At 70.4% G+C, this 24,626-nt stretch carries 18 protein-coding genes; 3 read left to right on the plus strand and 15 right to left on the minus strand.

Annotated elements, in window-relative coordinates:
- Nucleotides 1–63 precede the first annotated feature (63 nt).
- From BDK92_RS13915 to fdxA, 7 genes are all read right to left on the minus strand, one after another.
- Entirely contained in the window at nucleotides 64–3,165 is a 3,102-nt protein-coding gene (locus tag BDK92_RS13915; RefSeq protein ID WP_147457003.1) for a putative bifunctional diguanylate cyclase/phosphodiesterase, read from the minus strand.
- Nucleotides 3,166–3,381: 216 nt separating this feature from the next.
- A complete protein-coding gene (locus BDK92_RS13920; RefSeq protein ID WP_121157096.1) occupies nucleotides 3,382–4,038 on the minus strand; it encodes a nucleoside/nucleotide kinase family protein in 657 nt (218 codons plus the stop codon).
- Nucleotides 4,039–4,048: 10 nt separating this feature from the next.
- Nucleotides 4,049–4,720, minus strand: coding sequence for an SIMPL domain-containing protein (locus BDK92_RS13925; protein ID WP_121157097.1), 672 nt, complete (start codon nucleotides 4,718–4,720; stop codon nucleotides 4,049–4,051).
- Nucleotides 4,721–4,782: 62 nt separating this feature from the next.
- Entirely contained in the window at nucleotides 4,783–5,934 is a 1,152-nt protein-coding gene (locus tag BDK92_RS13930; RefSeq protein ID WP_121157098.1) for an acyl-CoA dehydrogenase family protein, read from the minus strand.
- Nucleotides 5,935–6,098: 164 nt separating this feature from the next.
- Complete coding sequence (locus BDK92_RS13935; protein WP_121157099.1) at nucleotides 6,099–10,049, minus strand: ThuA domain-containing protein; 3,951 nt, start codon at nucleotides 10,047–10,049, stop codon at nucleotides 6,099–6,101.
- Between the two features lie 318 nt (nucleotides 10,050–10,367).
- Nucleotides 10,368–11,507 carry a succinyldiaminopimelate transaminase gene (dapC, locus tag BDK92_RS13940; protein WP_170208585.1) on the minus strand — a complete coding sequence of 380 codons (1,140 nt, stop codon included), beginning with the start codon at nucleotides 11,505–11,507 and terminating at the stop codon, nucleotides 10,368–10,370.
- Between the two features lie 23 nt (nucleotides 11,508–11,530).
- Nucleotides 11,531–11,857, minus strand: a complete 327-nt coding sequence (gene fdxA / locus BDK92_RS13945; protein WP_170208586.1) for a ferredoxin — start codon at nucleotides 11,855–11,857, stop codon at nucleotides 11,531–11,533.
- 78 nt (nucleotides 11,858–11,935) lie between these two features.
- Here fdxA and BDK92_RS13950 point away from each other — a divergent pair, with 78 nt between their 5' ends.
- Entirely contained in the window at nucleotides 11,936–12,955 is a 1,020-nt protein-coding gene (locus tag BDK92_RS13950; RefSeq protein WP_121157101.1) for a GNAT family N-acetyltransferase, read from the plus strand.
- Nucleotides 12,956–12,979: 24 nt separating this feature from the next.
- Here BDK92_RS13950 and BDK92_RS13955 read toward each other — a convergent pair whose 3' ends face one another.
- The 3 genes from BDK92_RS13955 to mshB form a co-directional block, all read right to left on the minus strand.
- Complete coding sequence (locus BDK92_RS13955; RefSeq protein WP_121157102.1) at nucleotides 12,980–13,444, minus strand: hypothetical protein; 465 nt, start codon at nucleotides 13,442–13,444, stop codon at nucleotides 12,980–12,982.
- Nucleotides 13,445–13,515: 71 nt separating this feature from the next.
- Nucleotides 13,516–13,962: a hypothetical protein gene (locus BDK92_RS13960; RefSeq protein ID WP_121162108.1), complete on the minus strand. Its 447-nt coding sequence runs from the start codon at nucleotides 13,960–13,962 to the stop codon at nucleotides 13,516–13,518.
- A 35-nt stretch (nucleotides 13,963–13,997) separates the two neighbouring features.
- Nucleotides 13,998–14,939: an N-acetyl-1-D-myo-inositol-2-amino-2-deoxy-alpha-D-glucopyranoside deacetylase gene (gene mshB, locus BDK92_RS13965; protein WP_211349216.1), complete on the minus strand. Its 942-nt coding sequence runs from the start codon at nucleotides 14,937–14,939 to the stop codon at nucleotides 13,998–14,000.
- A gap of 96 nt (nucleotides 14,940–15,035) precedes the next feature.
- Between mshB and BDK92_RS13970 the strand changes: the two genes are divergently transcribed.
- Entirely contained in the window at nucleotides 15,036–17,255 is a 2,220-nt protein-coding gene (locus tag BDK92_RS13970) for a S9 family peptidase (RefSeq protein ID WP_121157104.1), read from the plus strand.
- 144 nt (nucleotides 17,256–17,399) lie between these two features.
- Nucleotides 17,400–18,551 (plus strand): IS30 family transposase, encoded by a 1,152-nt coding sequence (locus tag BDK92_RS13975; RefSeq protein ID WP_425462297.1) that lies wholly within the window; start codon nucleotides 17,400–17,402, stop codon nucleotides 18,549–18,551.
- Nucleotides 18,552–18,620: 69 nt separating this feature from the next.
- Here BDK92_RS13975 and BDK92_RS13980 read toward each other — a convergent pair whose 3' ends face one another.
- The 5 genes from BDK92_RS13980 to BDK92_RS14000 form a co-directional block, all read right to left on the minus strand.
- A complete protein-coding gene (locus tag BDK92_RS13980) occupies nucleotides 18,621–20,378 on the minus strand; it encodes an ABC transporter substrate-binding protein (protein WP_121157105.1) in 1,758 nt (585 codons plus the stop codon).
- Nucleotides 20,379–20,453: 75 nt separating this feature from the next.
- On the minus strand, nucleotides 20,454–21,449 hold the full coding sequence (locus BDK92_RS13985) for an ABC transporter permease (protein WP_121157106.1): 996 nt from the start codon (nucleotides 21,447–21,449) through the stop codon (nucleotides 20,454–20,456).
- A gap of 12 nt (nucleotides 21,450–21,461) precedes the next feature.
- Nucleotides 21,462–22,475, minus strand: coding sequence for an ABC transporter permease (locus BDK92_RS13990; protein WP_121157107.1), 1,014 nt, complete (start codon nucleotides 22,473–22,475; stop codon nucleotides 21,462–21,464).
- Complete coding sequence (locus BDK92_RS13995) at nucleotides 22,472–23,452, minus strand: ABC transporter ATP-binding protein (RefSeq protein WP_121157108.1); 981 nt, start codon at nucleotides 23,450–23,452, stop codon at nucleotides 22,472–22,474. The genes BDK92_RS13990 and BDK92_RS13995 overlap by 4 nt, the downstream gene beginning before the upstream one ends.
- On the minus strand, nucleotides 23,449–24,513 hold the full coding sequence (locus tag BDK92_RS14000) for an ABC transporter ATP-binding protein (protein ID WP_121157109.1): 1,065 nt from the start codon (nucleotides 24,511–24,513) through the stop codon (nucleotides 23,449–23,451). Before BDK92_RS14000 ends, BDK92_RS13995 begins: the two co-directional genes overlap by 4 nt.
- Between the last annotated feature and the right edge of the window lie 113 nt (nucleotides 24,514–24,626).

Genomic DNA, 24,626 nt, shown 5'->3' on the forward strand with positions numbered 1-24,626 from the left:
GCTTCCTCTCCGGACGAGGCTTCGCAGGCAGGACGCGTCGACGACCCGCGACGTCGGTGCCGGTCAGGCGCGTTGGATCGGAGCGGGGCTGCGCCGCTCGGGGCCCCACCGGTTGGCGTCCTCCTCCGCCAACGGGCGGGAGAAGAGGTAGCCCTGGCCGAGGGCGCAGCCCATGTCCATCAGCAGCGTCCGTACCACCTCGGTCTCCACCCCCTCGGCGATGATGTCCAGGCTGAGGGTTCCGGCCAGCCGGATGATGCCCTCCAGCAGCAGCAGTTGCCGTCGGGAGGAGGCGACGGTGGCGGTGAACGAGCGGTCGATCTTCAGTACGTCGGCCGGCATCTGCTGGAGGTAGCTCAACGACGAGAAGCCGGTACCGAAGTCGTCGATCGCCACCCGTACGCCCAGGGTGCGCAGCTCGGTCAGCTCCGCCCACACCTGGTCGTCGTCGCGGAGCAGCAGACTCTCGGTGATCTCCAACATGAGCAGGGTCGGCGGTACGTCGGCGGCGCCCAGGGCGGCCCGTACCCGGTCGACGAAGCCACCCGCGCGCAGTTGCCGGGCGGAGACGTTGACACTGACGTACGGCGTCGCCGACGGGTCCCGGTCCTGCCGCCAGCGACCGGCCGCGGCGACCGCCTCGCGGAGCACCCAGTCACCGATCTGCTCGATCAGGCCGGTCTCCTCGGCGAGCGCGATGAACTGATCCGGCGGAACGAGACCCCGACCGGGATGGTGCCAGCGCACCAGCGCCTCGAAACCGGCGGCGACCCCACTGTAGAGATCGACGATCGGCTGGTACTCGACCATGAAGCTGCGCCGCTCGACCGCCTCCGCCAGCGCGGTACGCAGTTCCAGCCGCTGCACGATCGCGGTGTGCAGCTCCGACTGGTAACGGCACCAGCGCCCCTTGCCGCCGCCCTTCGCCACGTAGAGCGCCAGATCCCCGTGCTTGAGCAGCTCCCCCGCATCGGTGGCGTCGGCGCTGGTCGCCACGCCGATGCTGACCGAACCGTTGAGCAGGGTGTCACCGACCGCGAGCGGCTCGGCGAGCGCGCGGACCAGATCGTCGGCGATCCGCTCGGCCTGCTCCGCGTTCTCGGCGTCCGGCACCAGCACGGCGAACTCGTCGCCGCCGAGCCGGGCCACCATGCCGGTCGCACCGACCAGGTCCCGCAACCGCTGCCCGACCGCGATCAACAGCCCGTCGCCGACCGCGTGCCCGTGCGCGTCGTTGACCGAACTGAACTCGTCCAGGTCGATGCAGAGCACACCGACCATACGGCCACTGCGGCGGGCGTGGCCGACCGCCGCGTACACCTGGTCCTGGAAGGAGGCCCGGTTCGCCAACCCGGTCAGCACGTCGTGCATGGACCGGTGGGTCAGTTCCCGTTCCAGCCGGCGCCGTTCCGTCATGTCCCGCATGGTCACCACCAGGCCCCGGACGGTCCGGTCCCGGCGCAGATCGCGGCAGCTCACCTCCAGGTGGATCCGCTCACCGTCCGGTCGCCGCACGGTCCAGTCGGCCCACCCGCCGCCCGACGACCGGGCCGGGTCCAGCAGGTCGTCGATCAGCTCCCGGTCGTCCGGGTGCACCACGGAGTTCAGTTCGGCGCAGTCCGCCGGGTCGATGCCGATCACGGTACGGACCGAGGGGCTGGCGTACCGGACTGACCGGTCGTCGTCGACGACGAGGATGACGTCCGTGGCGTTCTGCACCACGCTGCGGAAGTACGCCTCGGTGTCCCGCCGGCTGATCTCCTGGCTCAGCCCGATCCGTTCCAGCGCGAGCGCCACCTGCGCGGCCAGCACCTCCAGCGAGTCGCGCAGCCCGGCGAGGACGGTCTGGTCGGCGGCGACCAGCAACGCGCCGACCCGGGGCACCCCGGTGGCCCGCTCGTCGAGCACCAGTGGACAGAGCACGGCGGTGCTGAACTCGCCCAACTGCCCGGCCAGCGCCGGCTGGAGCATGCCCACCCGCAGCACCCTGGTGCGGCGGGCGGTGGCCACGCTCGGCGCCGGGTAGTACGTGGAGGGTTCCGTGACCGCCGACCCCCAGATGCTGGTCGCGGCGGCCGGCACCCCGTCGGCCCGGTTGACCGTGAACACCACCCGGTGCGGGGCGTGCTTCGGCACCAGCCGGGCGACGGCGGCCCGTACCGCCCGGTCGACCTCGCGGGCGGCGGTGGCCGACACCAGGTCGGCGGCGGCTTTGCGCAGGCTCCGTTCACGGGTGACCACGAGCCGGTGTGCGTCCGCCGCGTCCGCGAGCCGGCTCAGCACCAGCACGAACATCACCCCGGAGACGACGGCGATCACCGTACCGTCGTGCACCTCCCCGGTGACCGCCTCGAGCAGCAGCACCGCCGGGGCGAGTACGGCGGCCAGTCCGAGCAGCACCAGTCGGAGCCGTCCGACCTCGGTCTGCCGTGGCTGGGCCGGCATGGTCAACCGCGTCATCCGGGGGTGCAGGGCGGCGGCGCCCCAGCAGACGGAGAAGGTGAACCAGCCCAGCTCGATCGGCCCACCCGGCTGCCAGCCGCCGTTGTGCAGGGCGATGCCGTAGCCGAGGTCTCCGGCGAGCATGCCCGCGGCGCCGATCACCAGCAGTACCGCGGCGGGGTTGATCGGTGTGGCGGTGAGCAGCCGCGCGGTGGCCGCCAGCACCAGCAGGTCGGCGAAGGCGAACGCGGCCAGGGTCGAGCGGCTGAACGGGTTGAGCCCGGGTCCGTCGAGGTAGGGGCCGAGAACAAAGATCCAAAGCAGGAATCCGCCGGCCGTACAGAAGATCAGAAAGTCGAGGAACTGCGATCGGTCACGGGCGACAATGTTCGAACGGGTGAGTCCGAGTAGTCCGGCGCCGATCAAGGGGAACATCAACAAATAGGAAACATCTGCGGCCGATGCCGGCGCGTCGCTCGGCAACGACGCTTCGAGACTGTAGAGGGTGTCGCCGACGGCGAGCAGCGCCATGCCTGCGGAAAGCAGCCGCCAGGTGTATCCGCGTTGTGGGCGGTGCCACCCTACGCCGACCAGCACCGCAGCGGCCCCAGCCAGCCCCACCAGCGCGAACAGGAAGGTACGCAGCACCGGCACGGCGAAGAAACAGCCGACCAGTACGCCCATTCCCACCGCGTACCAGGTCAATACCTTCCGAGCGGACACGGGCCTCCTGTCGATGTTCGAAACCAACGTACCGAACCCGCCTAATCGACGTTGTCCGCCCGGTTTACCAGTCCTCGATGCGGTTCGCTATCGCCAGGGTGGGCAGTGGTTGACGACGATGAGTGTCCGGGTCGTGAACACGACTCCCCGCGTACGACAATTACCTGCGTAACACTGGTCACCGGTCCAGTCAACGATCACCCGGCAACCGGGACGTCAGCCCGCGAGTCGTACGACCACATCGGAGCGGTCGACGGTGGTCTCGATCAGATCGGCGTTGACCTGGTCGGTGCCTCGGGCCCGGGTGGCCGCCTCGGTCACCGACCGACCGAAGCCGATGTGCCGGTCGGTCAGCCGACGCAGCCGCTCCCCCGCTTCGAGGTCCAGGAACCACACCTCGTCCAGGAGCCCGCGCAGCTCACCCCAGGGCGGGGCCGGCACCAGCAGATAGTTGCCCTCGGTCACCACCAGCCGCACCTGCGGCGGTACCGCGATCGCCCCGGCGATCGACTCCTCCAGCTCACGGCGGAACTCGGGCGCGTAGACCGTGCCGCCGGCCCCGTCCCCGCTCTCGCCCCCGGTACGGAGCCGACGCATCAGGGCCACGTAACCGGCACCGTCGAAGGTGTCGAGGGCGCCCTTGCGGTGGTGCCGGCCGAGCCGGTGCAGCTCCGCCTCGGCGAGATGGAACCCGTCCATCGGCACCAGTGCCGCCACCGGGCCGAGCGCGGCCACCAGCCGTTGCGCCAGGGTGGACTTGCCGGCGCCGGGTGCGCCGGCGATGCCGAGCAGTTGCCGTGGACCGGCCCCGGCCAGGGCGCCGGCCCGCGCCACCAACCGGTCGAAGGTGTACGGCTGCGCCGGTACGGACACGGCGGCCGGCTCAGTCGCGGGGCTCGGCAAGCACCGTCGGCTCGCTGATCGTGAACCGCGCCTCGATCGCGGCCTGGATCGTCTGCACCTGGGGGTCGAGATCGAGGTCGGGCACGCTGTCCATCGCGCCCTTGCTCCGGAAGCCCTGCGCCGAGCCGACCATCATCATCGACCGGTGCTGTTCCACGCCGGGGTCGGCGAGCTGGACCAGGGCGGTCACCCGGGCGCCGAGCGCGTCCGCGTACTCCCGGGCCCGGTCGACGGCCTCGCCGATCGCGGCCCGGCGGACCTCCCGGTACACCGGGCTCTCCGGTCGCAGCGCCCACCACGGGCCCGCAACCTGGGTCTGGTCCTCTTCGCCCAGTCGGAGCATCAGCTCGCCGAGCACGCTGAAGTCGGTGACGGTCACCGTGGTGGTCACGCTGCCGTGGTAACCGATCACCCGCTCACCGGAGCGCTTGGTCTGGGGATAGACCCCGAGCTGGCCGGTCTCCCGCCGCTCGATCGCCGGGCCGTACGAGTCGATCAGCCCACGGACCGCCTCCGCCCGCTCGGCCAACCGGGTCAGGGTCGTCGGCCGGTCCCGCTCCCGCACGTTCACGGTCACCGCGAAGCGCGCCAACTCCGGCGGCACCTCACGAAACGCCTCGCCCCGTACCGCCACCACCGGACCCTCGACCATGGCCCTAACCCTAGGGGCATCCGCCGGACTTTGACATGCCGAGCGGGCACCGCACCGCCGCGCTACAGCCGTACGGTGACGACCGGCTGGTCGAGCAGCACCGCACCGACCAGCTCCCGCACGTCCTGGCTGACCAGTGCGTGCTGGGTCGCCACGTGCACGTCCCGGAAGCAGCGCTGCAACGGGCTCGACGCCCGGATGGACGCACCCCCGCCAGCGTGATAGACGAGGTCGACGGCGTGCGCAGCGCTCCTGGTCGCGTACGCGATCGCCAGCCGCAGCCGGGCACGCTGCTCAACCGGCACGACCTCCCCGGCCGACACCCGGCGCCAGCAGTCGGCGATCTCACCGAGCAGGTACGCACGCCCGGCGCCGAGGATTGCCTCCGCCTCGGCGAGCCCGGCCTGGATCATCGGCTTGCCGGCGACCGGCTGCCCGGTCAGCGGGTCACGCTTCTCCCCCGCCAGCCGGGCGAACTCGTCCAGCGCGGCGCGGGCGATGCCGAGCGCCACCGCGCCGATACCGAACGCCAGCAGCCCGAAGACCGGGAACCGGTAGAGCGGCCGGTCCTGCCGGGGCGGACCGAAGAGCGAGAACGAGTACGCGTCCGGGACGAAGACGTCGACCGCCTCGATGTCGTGGCTGCCGGTGCCGGCGAGCCCGACGACGTCCCAGTTGTCGTGGATGCTGAGGTCGGCAGCGGGCATGATCACGTGCCGTACCTGCGGCATCCCGCCGGGTCCCGGCGCCGGGGTGTCCCCGTCGAACACCACGCAGCCGCCGACCAGGTGGGTCGAGTGACGGCTGGCGCTGGCGAACGACCAGCGACCGCGTACCCGGTAGCCGCCGGGCACCATGGTGGCCCGGCCGGACGGTGCGGCGACCCCGGCGATCAGGAAGCGGGGGTCGGCGAGCAGCTTCGCCGCGACCGGCTCGTCCAGGTATCCGAGGGTCGCACCGGTGGCGGCGCCGATCATCGTGCACCAGCCGACCGAGCCGTCGGCCCGGCCCAACTCCTCGAACACCTCGAACATGGTCAGCGGGTCGGCCTCGACACCACCCGCCGCGTTCGGCGCGGCGAGCCGGAACAGGCCCAGCCCGGTGAGGTCGTCGACCAGGTCCTCCGGCAGCCCCCGGTCGCGCTCGATCCCCGGCGCGAGCGCCCGGATCCGGACGGAGAGAGCACGAACCTGATCGATCAGCGCCAGCGACATGGCCGCCAGCCTAGGACCGCCCCCCGGTGACCGGAAATCAGCGAAGCAGTTCGATTTCCGATCCGCTCACGTACAGCGGATCAGCCGGCACCGGCCAGCAGCGGGTGGACACCGGCAGGTGTGGCCGGCACGGGAGACCCGTGCCGGCCACACCGTGGTGGTGGTCAGCTGCTGTACGCCTCGACCTCCCAGAGGGAGTGGCCGTAGCCGGTCCCCCTGGCGGTGCCGTTGATCCGCAGGTAGCGGCCGTTGGCGCCGAGTCCGGTCAGTTCGTCGACTCCGCCGTTGGCCCCGGTCACCGAGCGCACGGTGGTCCAGGTGTTGCCGTCGTTGGAGGTCTGGATCTGGTACGCGCTGCTGTACGCCGCCTCCCAGGTCAGCTTGACCCGGCCGATCGCGGTGGGAGTGCCGAGGTCGACCCGGATCCACTGCGGATCGGCGAAGAGCGACGACCAGCGGGTGGTGAGGCTGCCGTCGACCGCCTGGGCACCGGACATGCCGGCCCCTTCACTGCTGGAGACGAGCGTCGGCTTGTTCAGCAGCAGGTTGGCCCCGGGCTGCGGGTTGTTCGGCCCGCTGCCGCCGTACACCTCGAACTCGAACAGCGAATAGCCCCACCCGGTGCCCCGGGTCGTGCCGTTGAGGCGTACGTAGCGGCCGGTCCCGGTCAGGCCGGTGAGGTCGTCGACCCCGCCGTCACCGCCGGTCACGCTCCGGATGGTGGTCCAGTTGGTCCCGTCCGGCGAGGTCTGGATCTGGTACGCGCTGCCGTACGCCGCCTCCCAGGTCAGTTTCACCCGGTTGATGGCGTACGAGGCACCGAGGTCCACGTCGATCCACTGCGGGTCGCTGAACGCGCTCGCCCAGCGGGTGCCGATCGCACCGTCGAAGGCGTTCCCGGCGACGAAGGCGTCCTGGATGCTGGACGACCGGGCCGTCTTGTTCAACGCCAGGTTGCTGCCCGGTTCCGGGTCCGGGTCCGGGTCGGGGTCCGGCCCGGGGCCCCCGGGCTGGGGCGAGAGGGTGAACTGGTCCACGTCGAAGTACGGACCGGTGCCCTTGAAGACCAGGTAGAGGGTTCGGGTGCCGGTCGGTGCGGTGACGCCGCCGGTGACCGTGGCCCACGTCGTGTACCCACCGGTCGGGACCACGGTGGCCGAACCGACAAGCGTTCCGGTCGGTGAGTCGACCCGCAGTTCGAGGGTGCCGCCACCGCCGGCCGGGGCGCCGACCCGAGCGCTGAACGACTGGATGCCGGTCAGGTTGTACGGGGTGAACGAGATCCAGTCGTTGTTGTCGACGTACCCGATCGCCCCACCGCCCTGGGCGTTGCCCGGATTGGTGATCTGGATGCCGCTGGAGTCACCGAAGTGCTCCGCCTGGCGTACCCGTGGTTGCAGCACCGCCTGGGCGTGCGTGGTCAGCGCGGGCTGGCCGCCGCCGCCGAGGTCGGTGTATTCGGCGTCGATGATGCCGAAGATGTTCGCTGCGGTGTCGTGCTCGCCGTCGGCCGAGGTCTGGATGACCCCGGTGCAGCCCTGCACGCTGCCGAGCTGGTGGCCGTGCGAGTCGTGGCCCAAGACATAGTTGACCTTGACCCGGGCGCAGTTGATCGCGCCGTCCTGGACGTCGGTGACGGTCACGGTGAACGGGACCGAGTCACCGAAGTTGAACGTGGACCCGTTGAGCGGCGTGTTGATGGTGACCACCGGCGCGCTGTTGCCGACGGTGACCACCACGCTCGCGGTAGCCGTCTTGCCGGTGCTGTCCCGCACCGTCAGGGTCGGGCTGCGCACCCCGTTGGTGGTGTACGTGAAGCTCGGGTTCGCCACGGTGGAGTCGGTGGTGCCGTTGTTGTCGAAGTCCCAGGCGTACGTGATCGGGTCGCCGTCCGGGTCGAGCGTGCCGGCCGAGGAGAACGCCACGGTCAGCGGCGCCACCCCACTGGTCGGGGTCGCGGTGACCCTCGGAGTCGGGGCACGGCCCTCGCGGGCGTACTCGATCCGGTAGAGCGCGGAGTTCGCGTCGCCGTTGAACCAGCCGGTGCCGTAGTCGAGTACGTAGAGGGCGCCGTCCGGGCCGAACTCCATGTCCATGACCTGCGTGCCGGTCCACGGGAACGGGTTGATCTTCAACGGCTCACCGGCCGCATCGATCTTGATGTTCTTGATCCAGCGTCGGCCGAACTCGCCGGCGAAGTAGGTCCCGTCGTAGTACTGCGGGAAGGCCACGTCCGAGGTGGACGCCGGGTTGTAGCGGTAGACCGGCCCACCCATCGGGGAGAGCCCGCCGCCGGTGAACTCCGGCGGGGAGCCGGAGCCGCCGTACGGCAACCAGGCCGGGACGGCCGCCGGAAGCTGGGTGATGCCGGTGTTGTTCGGCGAGTTGTTCACCGGGCCACCCGCGCAGTTGAACTTCGGACCCGACGGCCCACTCGGGAACGTGTAGTCGTTGTACGCGTCGTTGCGCGCGGTGCAGTACGGCCAGCCGTAGAAACCGGGCTGGGTGATCCGGGCGAACTCCACGTTGCCCGCCGGCCCCCGGTTCGGGTCGGCGGTACCCGCGTCCGGCCCGTAGTCACCGAGGTAGACCACGCCGGTGGCCTTGTCGACGCTCATCCGGAACGGGTTGCGGAAGCCCATCGCGTAGACCTCGGGCCGGGTACGCGCGGTGCCGGGCGGGAACATGTTGCCGGCCGGAATGGTGTAGCCGCCGGCCGCGCTCGGCTTGATCCGCAGCACCTTGCCGCGCAGGTCGTTGCTGTTCGCCGAGGTCCGCTGGGCGTCGAACGCGGGGTTGCGGTCGGCCCGCTCGTCGATCGGGCTGAACCCGGCCGAGTCGAACGGGTTGGTGTCGTCCCCGGTGGAGAGGTAGAGGTTGCCGGCCGCGTCGAAGTCCATGTCACCGCCGACGTGGCAGCACATGCCCCGACTGGTCGGCACCTCCAGGATCAGCGTCTCGCTGGCCAGGTTGATGGTGTTGTCGGCGTTGACGGTGAACCGGGCCAGTCGGTTGACCCCGTTCCAGGCTGCGAACTGGGCGGGCGTACCGGTGGCCGGGGCACCGCCGCCGGGGGTGTTCAGCGGCGGGGCGTAGTAGGCGTACACCCAGCGGTTGGTGGCGAAACCGGGGTCGGCCTTGATCCCCTGCAGGCCCTCCTCGTCACCGGTGTAGACCGGCAGGGTGCCAGCGATCTTGGTGTTGCCGGCGACGTCGGTGTGCCGGATCGTGCCGTCCCGCGAGGTGTGGAACACGCCCCGGTCGGGGAGCACGGTCAGGCTCATCGGCTCGCCGGTCTCGGCCACCCCACGGGCGAGCGTGACCTGCTGGAAGTTGCTGTTGACCGTGCCGCCGCAGTCGGCCTGCACCGCGCCGGCCGCGCCCCGGATGCCGCCGAGCAGGTGCCGGCGGAAGTTGGCGTCGGCGTACGACGCGTCGGTGTGCCCCATCCCGGTGTACCAGGACCGGCCGCCGCCGTAGTTGTGGCACCAGCTGATCGGGTGGTCCGCACCGTTGCTGCCACCGGTGTAGCTGGTCTCGTCCAGGGTGGCGAGCACGTGTACGTTGCCGCGCGGGTTGGTCCGGTAGTTGTACCACTCGTCAAAGCGGGACCAGCGCTGCGGCAGGCCTGTGGTCGACGGGTGCACCTGGTCGGCGACCTTGACGGTCGCGGTCTGCTCGGCCGGGTGCGAGGCGAACCAGGCGCCGACGAGCCCGCCGTACCAGGGCCAGTCGTACTCGGTGTCGGAGGCCGCGTGTACGCCGACGTAACCGCCGCCGGCCGCGATGTAACGCTCGAACGCGCCCTGCTGCGCCGCGTTGAGTACGTCGCCGGTGGTGGAGAGCCAGATGACGGCGTCGAACCGGGCCAGGTTGGCATCGGTGAACTGGGCCGAGTCCTCGGTGGTCTCGACGGTGAAGTCGTTGGCCGCGCCGAGTGCCTGGATCGCGGCGATGCCGGGGGTGATCGATCCGTGCCGGAACCCGGCGGTCTTGGAGAAGACGAGCACATTGAACGCGGCGGCGCTGGCCGCCGGTGGTGCGGCGACGATGCCGCCCACCACGAGGACCGCGCTCAGCACACCGCCGAGCCACGATCGCAGTGATCTACGCACGTGAGTCCCTTCCTGATCCGATGGAGGACGGCGTGCGCCGATCACGCCCTTGCCGGTGGTGCCGTCGAGAGCGCTCTCTCGCATCTCCCCGGCGCGCCGACGGCCGGTGAGAGTGCGAGGTATGCACATACATCGTTACGGCTCGGTTGCGGGCTCGTCAAGGATTGTTTCGGCAATCCTGAGAGCGCTCTCCAGGCGGCCACGATGGACGTGACCAGCAAAGATCCATTACAGATTTTCGGTCAGAGAATCGACCGACGACGAACTCCGGGCCCTCTCGGACAGCCGGCCGACCGCCGGGCGCCCGCTGGCGGCTACTCAGCCAGCGAGGCGCTCGGCGGCGGCGGCGATCCGCTCATCGGTCGCGGTGACCGCGAACCGGACGTGCCTCGAACCGGACGGCCCGTAGAAGGCACCCGGTGCGACCAGGACGCCGCGCTCCGCGAGCCAGTCGACGGTCGTCCAGCAGTCCTCGTCGCGGGTGGCCCAGAAGTAGAGTCCCGCGGTCGAGTCGCTGAGCGTGAAGCCCGCCTTCTGCAACGCCGGCCGCAGCACCTCACGGCGGGCGGCGTAACGGTCACGCTGCTCCGCCACGTGCGTCTCGTCGCTCAACGCGGCGACCATCGCCGTCTGAACCGGCTCCGGCACGATCATGCCGGCGTGCTTGCGTACCGCCAGGAGGCGGTCCACCAGCGCCGGGTCACCGGCGACAAAACCAGCCCGGTAGCCGGCGAGGTTGGAACGCTTGGAGAGCGAGTGCACCGACAGCAGCCCGTCGTACGACCCGCCGCTGACCTCCGGTGCGAGCACCGAGACGGGCGACGACTCCCAGCCCAGGGTCAGGTAACACTCGTCGCTGGCCACCACCACACCGCGCTCCCGGGCCCAGTCGACGACCTTGCGCAGATGCGCCGCCGGCAACACCCGCCCGGTCGGGTTGGACGGGGAGTTGACCCAGATCAGCCGTACCCGGGGGTTCGGACCGATCGCGGTCAGCGAGTCGGCCCGGACCACGGTGGCCCCGGCGAGCCGGGCGCCGACCTCGTAGGTCGGGTAGCAGACCTCGGGAATGACCACCACGTCGTCCGGCCCGAGGCCGAGCAGCGTGGGCAGCCAGGCGACCAGTTCCTTCGAACCGATCGTGGGCAGTACGCCAACCCCGGCCGGGTCCGCGCCGCAGTTACGCCCCACCCAGCCCGCGATCGCGGCCCGCAGCGCCGCCGTACCGGCGGTGAGCGGGTAACCCGGCGCGTTCGAGCCGGCCGAGAGCGCGTCCCGGATCAGCCCCGGCACCGGGTCGACCGGGGTGCCGATGGAGAGGTCGACGATCCCGTCGGGATGCCCGCTGGCGACCACCTTGGCGGGCGCCAGCAGGTCCCAGGGAAAGTCGGGTAGGCCGTCGATCCGGCTCGCCGCCGCACCAGTCGACCCACCTGCGCCCCCACCACCGGGGGTCATCCCCCCACCGGTCGGTACGCCGCTCAGTGTCCCTCTCCGCGCCGCTCCTGCGCCGCGACGAAGGTCGCGTCCTTCTCCACCTTGCCGATCTTGGAGGCGCCACCGGGCGAGCCGAGGTCCTCGAAGAACTCGTAGTTCGCCGAGGTGTAGTCCTTCCACTGCTCCGGCACGTCGTCCTCGTAGAAGATGGCCTCTACCGGGCAGACCGGCTCACACGCCCCGCAGTCCACGCACTCGTCGGGGTGGATGTAAAGCATCCGGTTGCCCTCGTAGATGCAGTCGACCGGGCACTCCTCGATGCATGCCTTGTCGAGCACATCGACGCACGGCTCGGCGATGATGTAGGTCACCGATCTCTCCTCCGCAAGCTACGCCGCGATCAACCGCGACGGTAAGAGCCTAGTATCTCGCCGAGGAGGGGGGCGATCGTGCTCCGACGGCAGGATCTGGGACACCGCGTGGTAGTCCGTCGAATTGTAGGGGTTCGTGACGACCGACCGCTCTTCACCGACGCCCTCGGTGAACTGGTCGAGCTCACCGAGACACACCTCACCCTCGCCACCGAGCGCGGGAAGCTGCGGGTGCCGCTGGACGAGGTGCACCGGGCGAAGCGGGTGCCAGCGGCCCGGCGGCCGAACGCCGCGACGGTCGTCGCCCTGGAACTCGCGGCCAACGAGGCCTGGCCGGCACCGGTGCAGGAACGGCTCGGCGACTGGCTGCTCCGTGCCGCCGACGGCTGGACCGGCCGGGCCAACTCGGCGCTACCGGTCGGCGACCCGGACCGTCCCCTGGCGGCGGCGATCGACGCGGTCGCCCGGTGGTACGCCGACCGTGGCCAGCCGGCGATGATCAACACGCCGCTGCCGCTCGCCGCGCCGGTCGGCGTGGCGCTCGACGAACGCGGCTGGACCAGCCGAAGTCCGGTCCTGGTGCAGACCACACCGCTGACCGCGCTGCTTGCCCGCCTCCCCGCCCGGACCGACCTGGCCCAGGTGGAACTGGCGACCAGCCCTTCGGACGAGTGGCTGAGGCTCACGGCGGCGCGAAAAGCCACCCACGCGGGCGGCACGGTTGGGCCTGAGCCGCTCGACATCCTCCCGGCCGCCGCCCGACACGTACTCACCGCCGTGGACCAGATCCGCTTCGCCCACCTGTACGCGCCGACCGGCGACAACGGCCGGAAACTGATCGCCGTCGGCCGGGGCACGGTCACCGGCGCGGGCCGCTGGCTGGGCCTGACCAGTATCGAGGTGGTGCCCGAGGCCCGCCGGCAGGGATTGGCCCAGCACGTGATCGGAGCACTGGGCAGGTGGGCGGCCGAGCGGGGCGCGACCGACACGTTCCTCCAGGTCGAGGAGGACAACTCGGCCGCCGTGGCGCTCTACCGCCGGCTCGGATTCACCACCCACCACACGTACCTGACCCGGGTGGCACCACCCGCCGGTTAGGTGAGTGGTGCGGCACCCGTCGGGTCAGCGGCGGACGACCCGGCGCGGCTTGGCCAGCTTGGTCTCGGCGTACCGCTTCAGCGACTGGGAGCGGTAGTCCAGGCCCATGGCGGTCACCAGCAGGAACCCGAGCAGGGTGCCGGCACCGGCGAACCCGGCATAGAGCCAGATCTGGGAGAAGAACTCCCCGGCGCCGTTGGCGAACGGGTAACTCCCGCTGACGAACGGGCCGACGACGACGGTCAGCGCCATCGCGCTGAGCACCGCGACCGCGACATCCCCACCCCAGCGGGCCACCGGCTGACGCCGCGCGTACACGAACGCGATCACGGCCAGGATCAACCCGATCAGCCCGAACATGATCAACGACACCCGGTCAGCGGCCTCGACGTCGTCCTCGAACCCGAACCGGATGACCAGCCGGGCGATCACGTTGATCAGGAAGAACACCGCCGCGAGTACGCCGACCGGCAACCAACGGTCCTTCATCGCACGCCTCCAGAAACAGCCGATTCCCGTACCGCTGGAAGATATCTACCACCCGTAGCTGGGAGGATCCATCAGCCGGCCGGGCGGCTCGACGGCGGAAGCGGGCCGAGCGGCCTGGAAACGATCAGTTTGAACGCCAACGCGGCGAAGGCCATCGAACCGGCGAAGATCATGACGACGCCGACCCAGTTGTCCCCGGCGAGCAGCACGTCCCCCTCACTGGTCTTGATCGCGGCCACCGCCATCAGCGCGAACCAGGGCACGGCCGGCAACGCCACCGCCCACCGCCGCCCCACCGTCCGGTACGCGAACCAACCCAGCACCAGGTTGGCCGCGATCGCGACCAGCACCGACACGCCGATCAGCTGGCCACCGACGCGGAGCGTGGCGAGCAGCAGCTCCAGCGTCCCGGTCACCAGGGCGGCGATCACCGCCAACACTCCCCCGGCGATCCGCAACAGCAGGTCGAGCAGGCGGACGAGCCCCGCCCAACGCGGCGGTCGGGGCTCGGCGGGCATCTCGCCGGAAACCGGCGTCGACGGACTGGACAGCGTCACCGCGCTCCGCTCTCCGCCAGCGCGTCGGCTCCGGCCACGGCGGCCGGTCCCACCGCCTCGGGCGCCAGGCCGGCGAAGAGGTCGTCCTCCCAGCCGTACGGGCCGGATCCGGGTCCCCGCTCGCCGGCCGCCAGGGTGTAGTACTCCACGCCCATGAACTCGCCGCCGAAGTTGCCGGCGATCGAGTAGAGCCACGAACTCGCCGGGATCTGGGTGGCGTGCGCCCGCATCGACGCCTCCTTGGCGGCATGCTGGTCGGTGCCGTCGATCCGGGCCGCGATCTCCGCGTCCGGCGTACCGAACGGCAGGTCGTCGAAGCGGTCGATGCCGGCGAACGGGTTGTCCGAGGACTCCCCGAACGCGGCCATGCCCGCCTCCAGCACGCTCTTCGGCATCGCCGTCCAGTAGATCTTGGCTGGTCCGAACCCCTCGGCCGTGGCCAGTTCCGCCGCGCGCATGGCGACCCGGTGTGCCTGGATGTGGTCCGGATGTCCGTAGAAGCCGTTCGGGTCGTACGTGACGAGCACCTGCGGCCGTACCTCGCGCATGATCTCGACCAGATGCCCGGCCGCCTCGTCGAGATCCGCCTGCCAGAACGCACGTGGGTGGTCGTTCGTGACGAGCCCCATCATGCCCGAGTCGCGGTAACGGCCCGCCCCGCCGAGGAAGCGGTGGTCCGACACCCCGAGGGCGGCACACGCGGCGGCCAGTTCGGCGATCCGGTAGCCGCCGAGCTGGTCGGCGGCGTCCGCGGCGAGCCCGGCCAGCGCCGGTACGTGAATCTCGCCCTCCTCGCCGAGCGTGCAGGTCACCAGCGTGACCTGTGCCCCGGCGCGGGCGTAGTGCGCCATCGTCGCCCCGGTTCCGATCGCCTCGTCGTCCGGGTGTGCGTGTACCAGGAGAAGCCGCCGGGCGGCCAGGTTCGTCACGGCAGTCACTCTACGCGTCCGCGATCGACCGCCCAGCAGGTCGAGGTACGGACACGATGAGCAGCTCAGCCCCATCATCGATCGCGCCGCTCTACGATCGGCGATGTGGACTATCCGGAACTGGCCGCCCGTACCCGCCGGTTCAGCCACGGCGCACCACGGTCGGTGACGGTGGCCTCCGACGGCTCCCGGGTGGTCTTCCTCCGGTCCGGCGGCCCCGAGGATCCGGCCGACGCGCTCTGGCTGTTCGATGTCGCGACGGCGACGGAACGACTCGTCGCCGACCCGGCCATCCTGCTGGAGAGCGATCCGAGGGACCCGCTCGCCACCGTCGCGCTGCCGCCGGCCGAACGCGCCCTACGCGAACGGCAGCGGTTGCAGGCCGGCGGCATCGGCGGTTACGCCACCGACCCGGCCGCCCGGGTGGCGGTCTTCGCCCTGGCCGGTCGCCTCTTCCGGGCCGACCTGGTACAGGGTGACGTGGTCGAGGTCGCGGTCACCGGGCCGGTGATCGACCCCCGCCCGGACCCGACCGGCGAACGGCTCGCGTACGTCACCGAGGGGCCCGCCAGCACCGACCGGACCGGCCTCCCGGGCCGCACACAGAGCCCGAACGGTGGCAATGGTGGGAGCTGCGGCGGGCAACTGCGGGTGATCGAGGCCGACGGCACCGACAACCTGCTCGCCGGTGAGGAGGCGGGCGTCAGTTGGGGACTGGCCGAGTTCATCGCGGCCGAGGAGTTCGCCCGGTACCGCGGCTACTGGTGGGCGCCGGACGGGCGATCCATCCTCGCCGCCCGGGTCGACGAGTCCCGCCTGCCCCGCTGGTACCTGCACGACCCCGGTGACCCGGCGAGCCTGCCGCGCGGCATCGCGTACCCCCAGGCCGGCGGGCCGAACGCCGAGGTCAGCCTCCACCTGCTCGACCTCGACGGCGGCTGGGTCGACGTGCACTGGGACCGGGAGACCTACCCCTACCTGGTATCGGTGCACTGGGCCGACACCGGACCGCTGATCACCGTGCTCCGGCGGCTGCAACAGCATGGCCTGGTGCTCGCGGTCGACCCCCGTACCGGGGAGACCCAGGTGCACGCCGAACTCGCCGACCCCCGCTGGGTCGAGCCGGTCGCCGGCACTCCCCGGCATCTGCCCGACGGGCGGGTACTGGTCGGCGGCGAACTCGCCCACGACGGCTACGACGCCCGCTGCCTCTTCGCCGACGGCACCCTGCTCACCCCGCCGTCGCTCTACATCCGCCGGGTGGTCGGCCCGCTCCCGGCCGGCCCGGGAGCGACCGACCTGCTGGTCGAGGCGAGCGACGGGGAACCGAGCCAGCAACATCTGTTCCGGGTCCGGACCGCGATCGGCGGCGGGGTCGAGTCGCGCCGGCTGACCGCCGACCCGGGCTGGCACACCGGGGTCGTCGGTGGCGACGTACTGGTGGTCGGCTCCGCCTCGCTCGACCACGCCGGCACCCGGTGGACGGTCTGGCGCGGTGAGCGCGAGCTGGGCACGTTGAGCACGCTCGCCGCGGCCCCGCCGTACTCGCCTCGCCCGGTGCTGGAGCGGGTCACCGACCGCCGGCTCCCCACGGCCGTGCTCTACCCGCGCAGTCACGTCGCCGGGCGCCGGCTGCCGGTGCTGCTCGACATCTACGGCGGGCCGGGATTCCAGCAGGTGCTGGCGAGCCGCGCCCGCTGGCTGGAACGGCAGTGGTGGGCCGACTCCGGCTTCGCGGTCGTCACCGTCGACAACCGGGGTACGCCCGGAGTGGCGCCGTCGTTCGAGAAGGTGATCCACCGGCGGCTCGCCGACGTGATCCTGCTCGATCAGGTGGACGCCCTCACCGCGCTCGCCGAGAAGCACCCGGACCTCGACCTGGGCCGGGTCGCCATCCGGGGCTGGTCGTTCGGGGGCTGGCTGGCCGGGTTGGCCGTACTCTGCCGCCCCGACCTGTTCCGCTGCGCCGTCGCCGGAGCGCCGGTCAGCGACTGGGCCCTGTACGACACCGCGTACGCCGAGCGGTATCTCGGGCTGCCGGACGACAGCCCGGAGGTGTACGCCCACCACTGCCTGCTGGAGTTGGCCGCCGAGCCTCCGGTCACCCCGGACGACGCCCGGCCGATGCTGCTGGTGCACGGCATGGTCGACGACAACGTGGTGGCCGCGCACACGCTGCGGCTGTCGGCCGCGCTGCTGGCCGCCGGTCGTCCGCACTCGGTGATCCCACTGACCGGCGCCACCCACATGGCCGCGGACGGTGCCGCCGAACGCCTGCTTCGGCTGGAGCGCGACTTCCTCCACCTCCACCTCAGAGCGCTGTAAGGAAGGGCCCCTTACTAACGCATAGCGCTCGGGTTCTGGGGATCGTTGCAACGCCTGAGTGTTTCAGGGGTTGCAGTGTTCGAGAGCCGTTCGGATCGTCGGTCGCAGGGTCGTAAGCAACTCCGTGCCGAACGTCAGGCATATTTGGATCTTGTGGCGCGGGGTGTGGGTACGAGTGAGGCGTGTCGCCTGGTGGGGGTCAACCGGAGGACCGGTCACCGCTGGCGGTATGGCAGGGAAAGCCAGACGAAGGCCGGGTGGCAGAGCGATCGAGGCTCCGCCGTCCGGCCTTCGTCTGGGTCGGCCCGCTACTTGTCGCAGGACGAGAGGATCGTGATCGCGGACCGGCTTCGTGAGGGTGCGTCGCAGGCGGCGATCGCGGTGGAGTTGGGGCGTCCGGCCTGCACGATCAGCCGGGAGATACGCCGTAATCGTCATCCGGGTAGTGGTGTTTACCGGCCCTACGCCGCGCAGGAGCGTGCTGACAGTCGGCGTCCACGTCCGAAGCCCGGCAAGATCGCCGCCCACCCCGAGCTACGCGCCCTGGTGCAGGGAAGGCTGGATCTCAGACACAGTCCCGAGCAGATCAGCCGTCGGCTCCGCAGGGACTTCCCCGAGCGAAGCGAGTTGCACGTGTCTCACGAGACGATTTACCAGGCGCTCTACGTCCAGGGCCGTGGCGAGTTACGCCGAGAACTCACCGCGGCCCTGCGGACCGGACGCGCCGTGCGCCGACCCCGCCGGCAGCCAGGGCAACGTCAGACCCGCTTCGTCGCACCGATGCTCATGATCAGTGACCGGCCGGCCGAGGTCGAGGACCGGGCCGTGCCCGGACACTGGGAAGGCGACCTGATCATCGGCAAGGACAGTGCCTCCGCGATCGGCACCCTCGTCGAACGCGCCACCCGCTACGTCCTGCTCGTGCACCTGGGCCACGACCGGACCGCCGACCACGTCCGCGACGGCCTACTCGCCACGATGAACACCCTGCCCACCCACCTGAAACGCTCCCTGACCTGGGACCAGGGCGGCGAGATGGCACTACACCACGAGTTCACCATGGCCACCGACATGCCGGTCTACTTCTGTGACCCGCACTCACCCTGGCAACGCGGCTCGAACGAGAACACCAACGGACTACTCCGCCAGTACTTCCCCAAAGGCACCGACCTGTCCACCCACAGCCCGGAACACCTCGCCGCCGTCGCCGCCGAACTCAACGGCCGACCACGCAAAACGCTCGGCTGGGACACCCCAGCCGAGCGTCTCGCTAAGCTCCTAGCCGTCACCGGCTAGCCATCGTGTTGCAACGACCCCTGGAATCCGCCGCGTTAATAAGGGGCCCTTCCTTACAGCTGTGCGCGGTTACTTCGCGTACGCGTTGTAGAGCACGTGGGTGCCGATCGACTCGGAGAAGAAGACGCCGCCCACCTTCGAACCGATCACGCCGGTGAAGTACGCCTGGAACAGCGGCACCACCGGCACGTACTTCTCGTTGATCAACTGATCGATCTCGGCCCACTTCGGCCCGGCCTCACCGGCCGGCAGCGCGCTCACCTCGTCGATCTTCTGGTTGACCTCGTCCGAGTTGAAGTACGAGACGTTCGAGTTGCCCTTCGGCCCGAGGCTGCGCCCGTCCCAGAGGACCGGGATGGTGGAGGCCGCACTGGGCCAGTCTGCACCCCAGTTGGAGATGTGGATGTCGTACTCGTTGCCCCGGGTGCGGGCGGTCGGGTTGTGCTGCGGGGTCTCCACCGTCTTCACCACCACCTCGAAGCCGGCCTTCTCCAGGCTCTCCTTCACCACCGGTGCGGTGACCTGGCCGAACGCGCTGCTGCGGGCCATGAAGACGAGCTTGACCTTCTTCCCGCCGAGCAGTTCCCGGGCCTTCTCCGGGTTGCCGTTCGGCCCGCCGTCCCACGGGTTGGGGTAGCTCTTCCAGCCGATGGTGTTGTCCGCGAGCAGGGTGTTGGTGACCCGGCCACCGGCGTCACCGCCCTGGGTCAGCACGATGCCCTGTTTGTCGATCGCGTACGCGATGGCCTTGCGGACGTTGATGTCGGTGATCCGCTCGTTGTTGATGGTCAGGTAGAACACGAACGGCTGCGGCGCGGAGATGGTCCGCTCCTTCAGCGCCGGGTTGCCGAGCACCTGGTTGACCAGGGCCTGGGGAGCGCCGTCGGTGCTGATCGCATAGGCGTCGTCACCCGCGTCGGCGATGATCCGTTCGGTCTGCGCGGTGTCGTCGGGTCCGAGTTCCCAGACGAAGCTGTCCGGGTAGTCGTGCCGTAGCGGGTCGGTCTCCGCCTTCCAGTGCGGGTTGCGCTCCAGCACCAGCCGGGTGTCCTTCAGGTACTCCTTGATCTTGTACGGCCCGGAGGAGAAGATCCTGCGGTCGTACTCGGTCCGGGTGTCCTTGGCCTGGGGAACCGGCGCCGATGTCGGCAGCGAGAGCGCGAACGGCAGGTCGCAGTGGGGCTTGGCGAACGTGAAGACCAGGGTGTACGGGTCCGGCGTGGTCAGGCCGGGCACGGCGGTGCTGCCCGAGGTGTACGGACCCTTGTACGTCGCGTTGTAGGCCGGGTCGTCGGCCAGCCACTCCTGGAGGTAGGTCGGGCCGCCGTCGATCGACTCCTCGAACGACCGGGCGATGCCGTACGCGACGTCGGCCGCCGTGACGTCGGTGCCGTCCTCGTACCTGACCCCCTGCTTGATCTTGTACTCCCAGATCTTGCAGTCGCCGTTGACGTCCCTGCCCGGCGTCTCGGCCAGGTCACCGACGAGGGTGACCTGGCCCTTACCGTCCTCCCTGAACTGGGTGAGGGTGCGGACCAGCAGTTGCTCGGCGGCCATCGCCGCCACGGTGTAGGTGCGCTGCGGGTCGAGGTGTTCGAAGTCGGACTGCACGATGGTGCGGATGGTGCCGCCCCGGCTGGCTCCGGGGATCGCCGGCGCCGGTCCCTGAGACTCCTTCGGGTCGGTGGCGATCGCGCTGGTCCGCTGCCGGACGGCAGCGTCGTCGCGGTCGGGGTCGGCCTCCCCGGTGTTCTTCGAGCACGCCGCCAGTGCCGAGGCCAGCACCAGCGCGACCCCGGTCGCGGCTATCACACGTCTTGGTCGCATCAGTCGGTCCTCCCGATCGACTCGGGTGGAGGAACCTGCACCTCCACCACTGATTGACGGAACTTTCCGCACAGCTCAACCCAGCCGTACCCTCGGATCGATCACCGCGTAGAGCGCGTCGACCACCACGTTCGCGACCACGATGAAGACCGCGGCGAGCAGCACCGTCGCCATCACCACCGGCATGTCCAGGTTGATCGCCGCGTTCAGCGACGCCTTGCCCAGTCCGGTGAACCCGAAGATGGTCTCGGTGATCACCGTTCCGCCGAGATAGGTGCCGAGGTCCAGCCCGGCGATGGTGACGATCGGGGTGATCGCCGCCCGGAGCGCGTGCCGGCCGTACACCTTCGACCGGGGCAGGCCCTTCGCGCGTGCGGTACGGACGAAGTCCTCGGTCAGGGTCTCCAGCATCTGTGCCCGGGAGAGCCGGGCGTACGACGCCGAGTTGAGAAAGCCCAGCGCGAGCCAGGGCAGGATCATCGCGCTCGCCCACGCCACCGGGTTCTCCGTGATCGGCACGTAGCGCGGGTAGCTGAGCCAGCCGGTCTCGTACACGAAGACGATCAGCAGCAACGGCCCGAAGAGCAGGATCGGCATGGAGGCGCCGACCAGCGAGAACCCGACCGCCATCCGGTCGAAGACGGTGCCCCGGCGCAGTGCCGAGATCATCCCGACCGAGACCCCGATCAGCAGCCAGACCACCGCCGCCCCGGCGACCAGGCTCAGCGTCACCGGCAGCGTGCGCCCGACGATCCGCGACACCGGTTCGTCGTTGCGGAAGGAGAACCCGAGGCAGGGTCGCGGACAGTCCCGGGCCGCCTCGCCCTGGCCGACGGTACGGCCGACGAAGATCCCCTTCATGAAGGTGCCGTACTGCTGGACCACCGGTACGTCCAGCCCCATCCGGCGTTCGATCATCTCCAGCCGTTCCGGGCTGCACACCTTGCCGTTGCCGCACATCAGCTCGGCCGGGTTGTTCGGTACGGCGAAGAAGAGCCCGAAGGTCAGCACACTGACGGTGACCAGCGTGCCCACGGCCAGCAGCAGCTTCTTGACCAGGAAGCGGAGCATCGACGCGACCCCCTACCGATTCGACTTCGGGTCGAGCGCGTCCCGCAACGCGTCGCCGAAGAGGTTGAAGGAGAGCACGAGCAGGAAGAGCGTGGTGCCACCGATGACGGTGAAGCTCGGCACCTCCCGGATGAAGTCGACACTGTCGCTGATCAGGCGCCCCAGGTCCGGGGTTGGTTCGAGGATGCCGATGCCGAGAAAGGAGAGTGCCGCCTCGGCAGTGACCAACGCCGGTACGTTGAGCGAGAAGGTGACCAGGATCGGTGCCCAGAGGTTCGGCAGCAGTTGTCGGAACAGGATGTGTCCCAGCCCCGCACCGGCCGCCCGGGCGGCGTCGACGAACTCGCGTTCCCGTAACGACAGCACCTGTCCCCGGACCAGCCGGGCGGTGTAGGTCCAGTTGAACAGGACGAAGATGGCGATCAGCAGGACCGGCCGGAACCAGGACGCCTCGGCGTCGCGTACGCCGTAGAACTGGTTGACCGCCACCGGGATGAACGCGAAGCAGAAGATGAAGAACGGGAACGCCATGGTCAGGTCGATGAACCAGGTCAGTGCGGCGTCGACGCGGCCACCGAGGTAACCGGCGAGCACGCCGATCATCAGACCGAGCGCGATGGTGAGCAGCGCCGCGGTGAACGCCACCAGCAGTGACGTACGCAGCCCGTACACGAGCTGGATGAACACGTCCCGGCCGATGTTGGGTTGGATGCCGAGCCAGTGCTCGGCGTCGACGCCGGCGTAACCGAGCGGGAAGCCGTTGCGGTCGAGCCGCTCCGGGAAGCGTTCCTGCGGCCCCTTGCCGTAGAGCCACTCGATCAGCGGCGCGGCGGCGGCGACCAGGACGAAGAAGACCAGCGCGGCGCCGCTGGCCATGCCGACCCGGTCGCGCCGGAGCCGGAGCCAGGCGAGCTGCCCCGGTGAGCGGCCGACGAATCCGGTGCCGACGGGCGGCACCGCCCCCGGGGTCAGTCCGCCGGACGCGTCGACCACCGCCGCCGATGCGGCGACCTGTTGCTCACTCATCCCAGTTCCCCCTCCTCCGGGAAGTGACAGGCGGTCGACTGGCGGCCACCGTCACGCGGTACGAGCGCGGGTTCGGTCGTGGCGCAGAGCTCCCGGGCCTTCCAGCAGCGGGTTCGGAAGCGGCAGCCGGACGGCGGGTGCAACGGCGTCGGTACGTCACCGCGCAGCCGGATCCGGCCGGTCGGGCCGAGCCGGCCGATGTCCGGGATGGCGGAGAGCAGCGCCCGGGTGTACGGATGCTGCGGCCGGTGGTAGATGTCCTCCCGGTCGCCCAGTTCGACGATTTTGCCGAGGTACATCACCGCGACCCGCTGGCAGAAGTGCCGGACCACGGCGAGGTCGTGGGCGATGAAGACGAACCCGAGCCCCAGTTCCCGTTGCAGGTCCCGGAGCAGGTTGATCACCTGCGCCTGGATCGAGACGTCCAACGCGGAGACCGGCTCGTCGGCGACGATCAGCTTCGGCCGCAGCGCCAACGCGCGGGCGATCCCGATCCGCTGCCGCTGCCCGCCGGAGAACTCGTGCGGGTACCGGTTGTAGTGCTCCGGGTTGAGTCCGACCAGTTCCAGTAGCTCGGCCACCCGCTGCTTGACCCCACCGACTGGCCTGATCCCGTTGACCTGCAACGGCATCGCCACGATCCGGCCGACGGTGTGGCGCGGATTCAGCGACGCGTACGGGTCCTGGAAGATGATCTGGAGGTCCTGTCGGAGCGGGCGCAGTGCGGCACGCCGGGCATGGGTGATGTCCCGCCCCTCGAAGCTGATCCGGCCGCCGCTCGGCTCGAGCAACCGGACCAGCATCCGCCCGGTCGTCGTCTTGCCACAGCCGGACTCGCCGACCAGGCCGAGCGTCTCGCCGGCGCGTACCTCGAAGTCGAGGCCGTCGACCGCGCGGACCCGCGCCGGGGAGCGCCACCCGCCGCGTACCGGGAAATGCTTGGTGAGTCCCTCGACCCGCAGCAACGGTTCGCTCATCGGTCCGCTCCGGTCGCCGCGATCTCCTCGGCGTGCAGCCGTTTCCGCTCCGGTTCGGGCAGGTGGCAGGCGACCAGGTGACCGCGTTCGGCCACCTGGCGCAGTTCGGGGACCTCGGTGCGGGAGCGGTCGCCGCTACGGCCGGCGTACCGGCAGCGGGGATGGAAGGCGCAACCCGACGGCAGGTTGATCAGGCTCGGTGGGCTGCCCTCGATCGGCACCAGGTCGGCGTCCGCCGGTCCGCGCAGCGACGGGACGCTGGCCAGCAGACCCCAGGTGTACGGGTGCTGCGGCCGGCGGAGCACCTGCTCGACACCGCCGTGCTCGACCGCCCGCCCGCCGTACATCACCAGTACCTCGTCGGCGACCTGGCTGACCACACCGAGGTCATGGGTGATCAGGATGATCGCCGAGTGGAACTCGCGTTGCAGATCCGCGAGCAGGTCGAGGATCTGCGCCTGCACGGTGACGTCGAGCGCGGTGGTCGGCTCGTCGGCGATCAGCAGATCCGGGTCGTTGGCCAACGCCATCGCGATCATCGCCCGCTGACGCATGCCCCCGGAGAACTCGTGCGGGTGCTGGTCGATCCGCTTCGCCGGCTGGGGAATGCCGACCCGGTCGAGCAGGTCGATCGCCCGTTGCCGGGCGGCCCGCCGGCCGGCACTCGGATGGTGGACCAGGTACGCCTCGGTGATCTGCCGCCCCACCGAGTAGTACGGATGCAGCGCGGAGAGCGGGTCCTGGAAGATCATCGCCACGTCCCGCCCGCGTAGCCGCCGGACCTCCTCCTCCGGCCGCCCGACGACCTCCTCCCCGCCCACCCGGATACTGCCGCTGACCGTGCTCCGCCGAGGATCGTGCAGGCCGAGTACGGCCAGGCTGGTCACGCTCTTACCGGAGCCCGACTCACCGACGATGCCGAGGGTGCGACCACGGTCGACGGTGAAGGAGACACCGTCCACCGCTCGGACCGTGCCGTCCGGGGTCTCGAAGCCGACCCTGAGGTCCCGCACCTGGAGGTAGGGACCGTCGTCCACACGCTGTCGGGGTGTTCCGGGCATGCCGCTCGACCGCCTCTCTCCACTCCCGCCGGTTCCGGGTCCATGTTCGTCACAGCGGGTAAACCTGCTGCGAACCACCGGAAAGAACCCGTGAAGGGTGGTAGAGGGCGAAA

It is taken from the genome of Micromonospora pisi (assembly GCF_003633685.1).
GTDB classification, from domain to species: Bacteria; Actinomycetota; Actinomycetes; order Mycobacteriales; family Micromonosporaceae; genus Micromonospora_G; species Micromonospora_G pisi.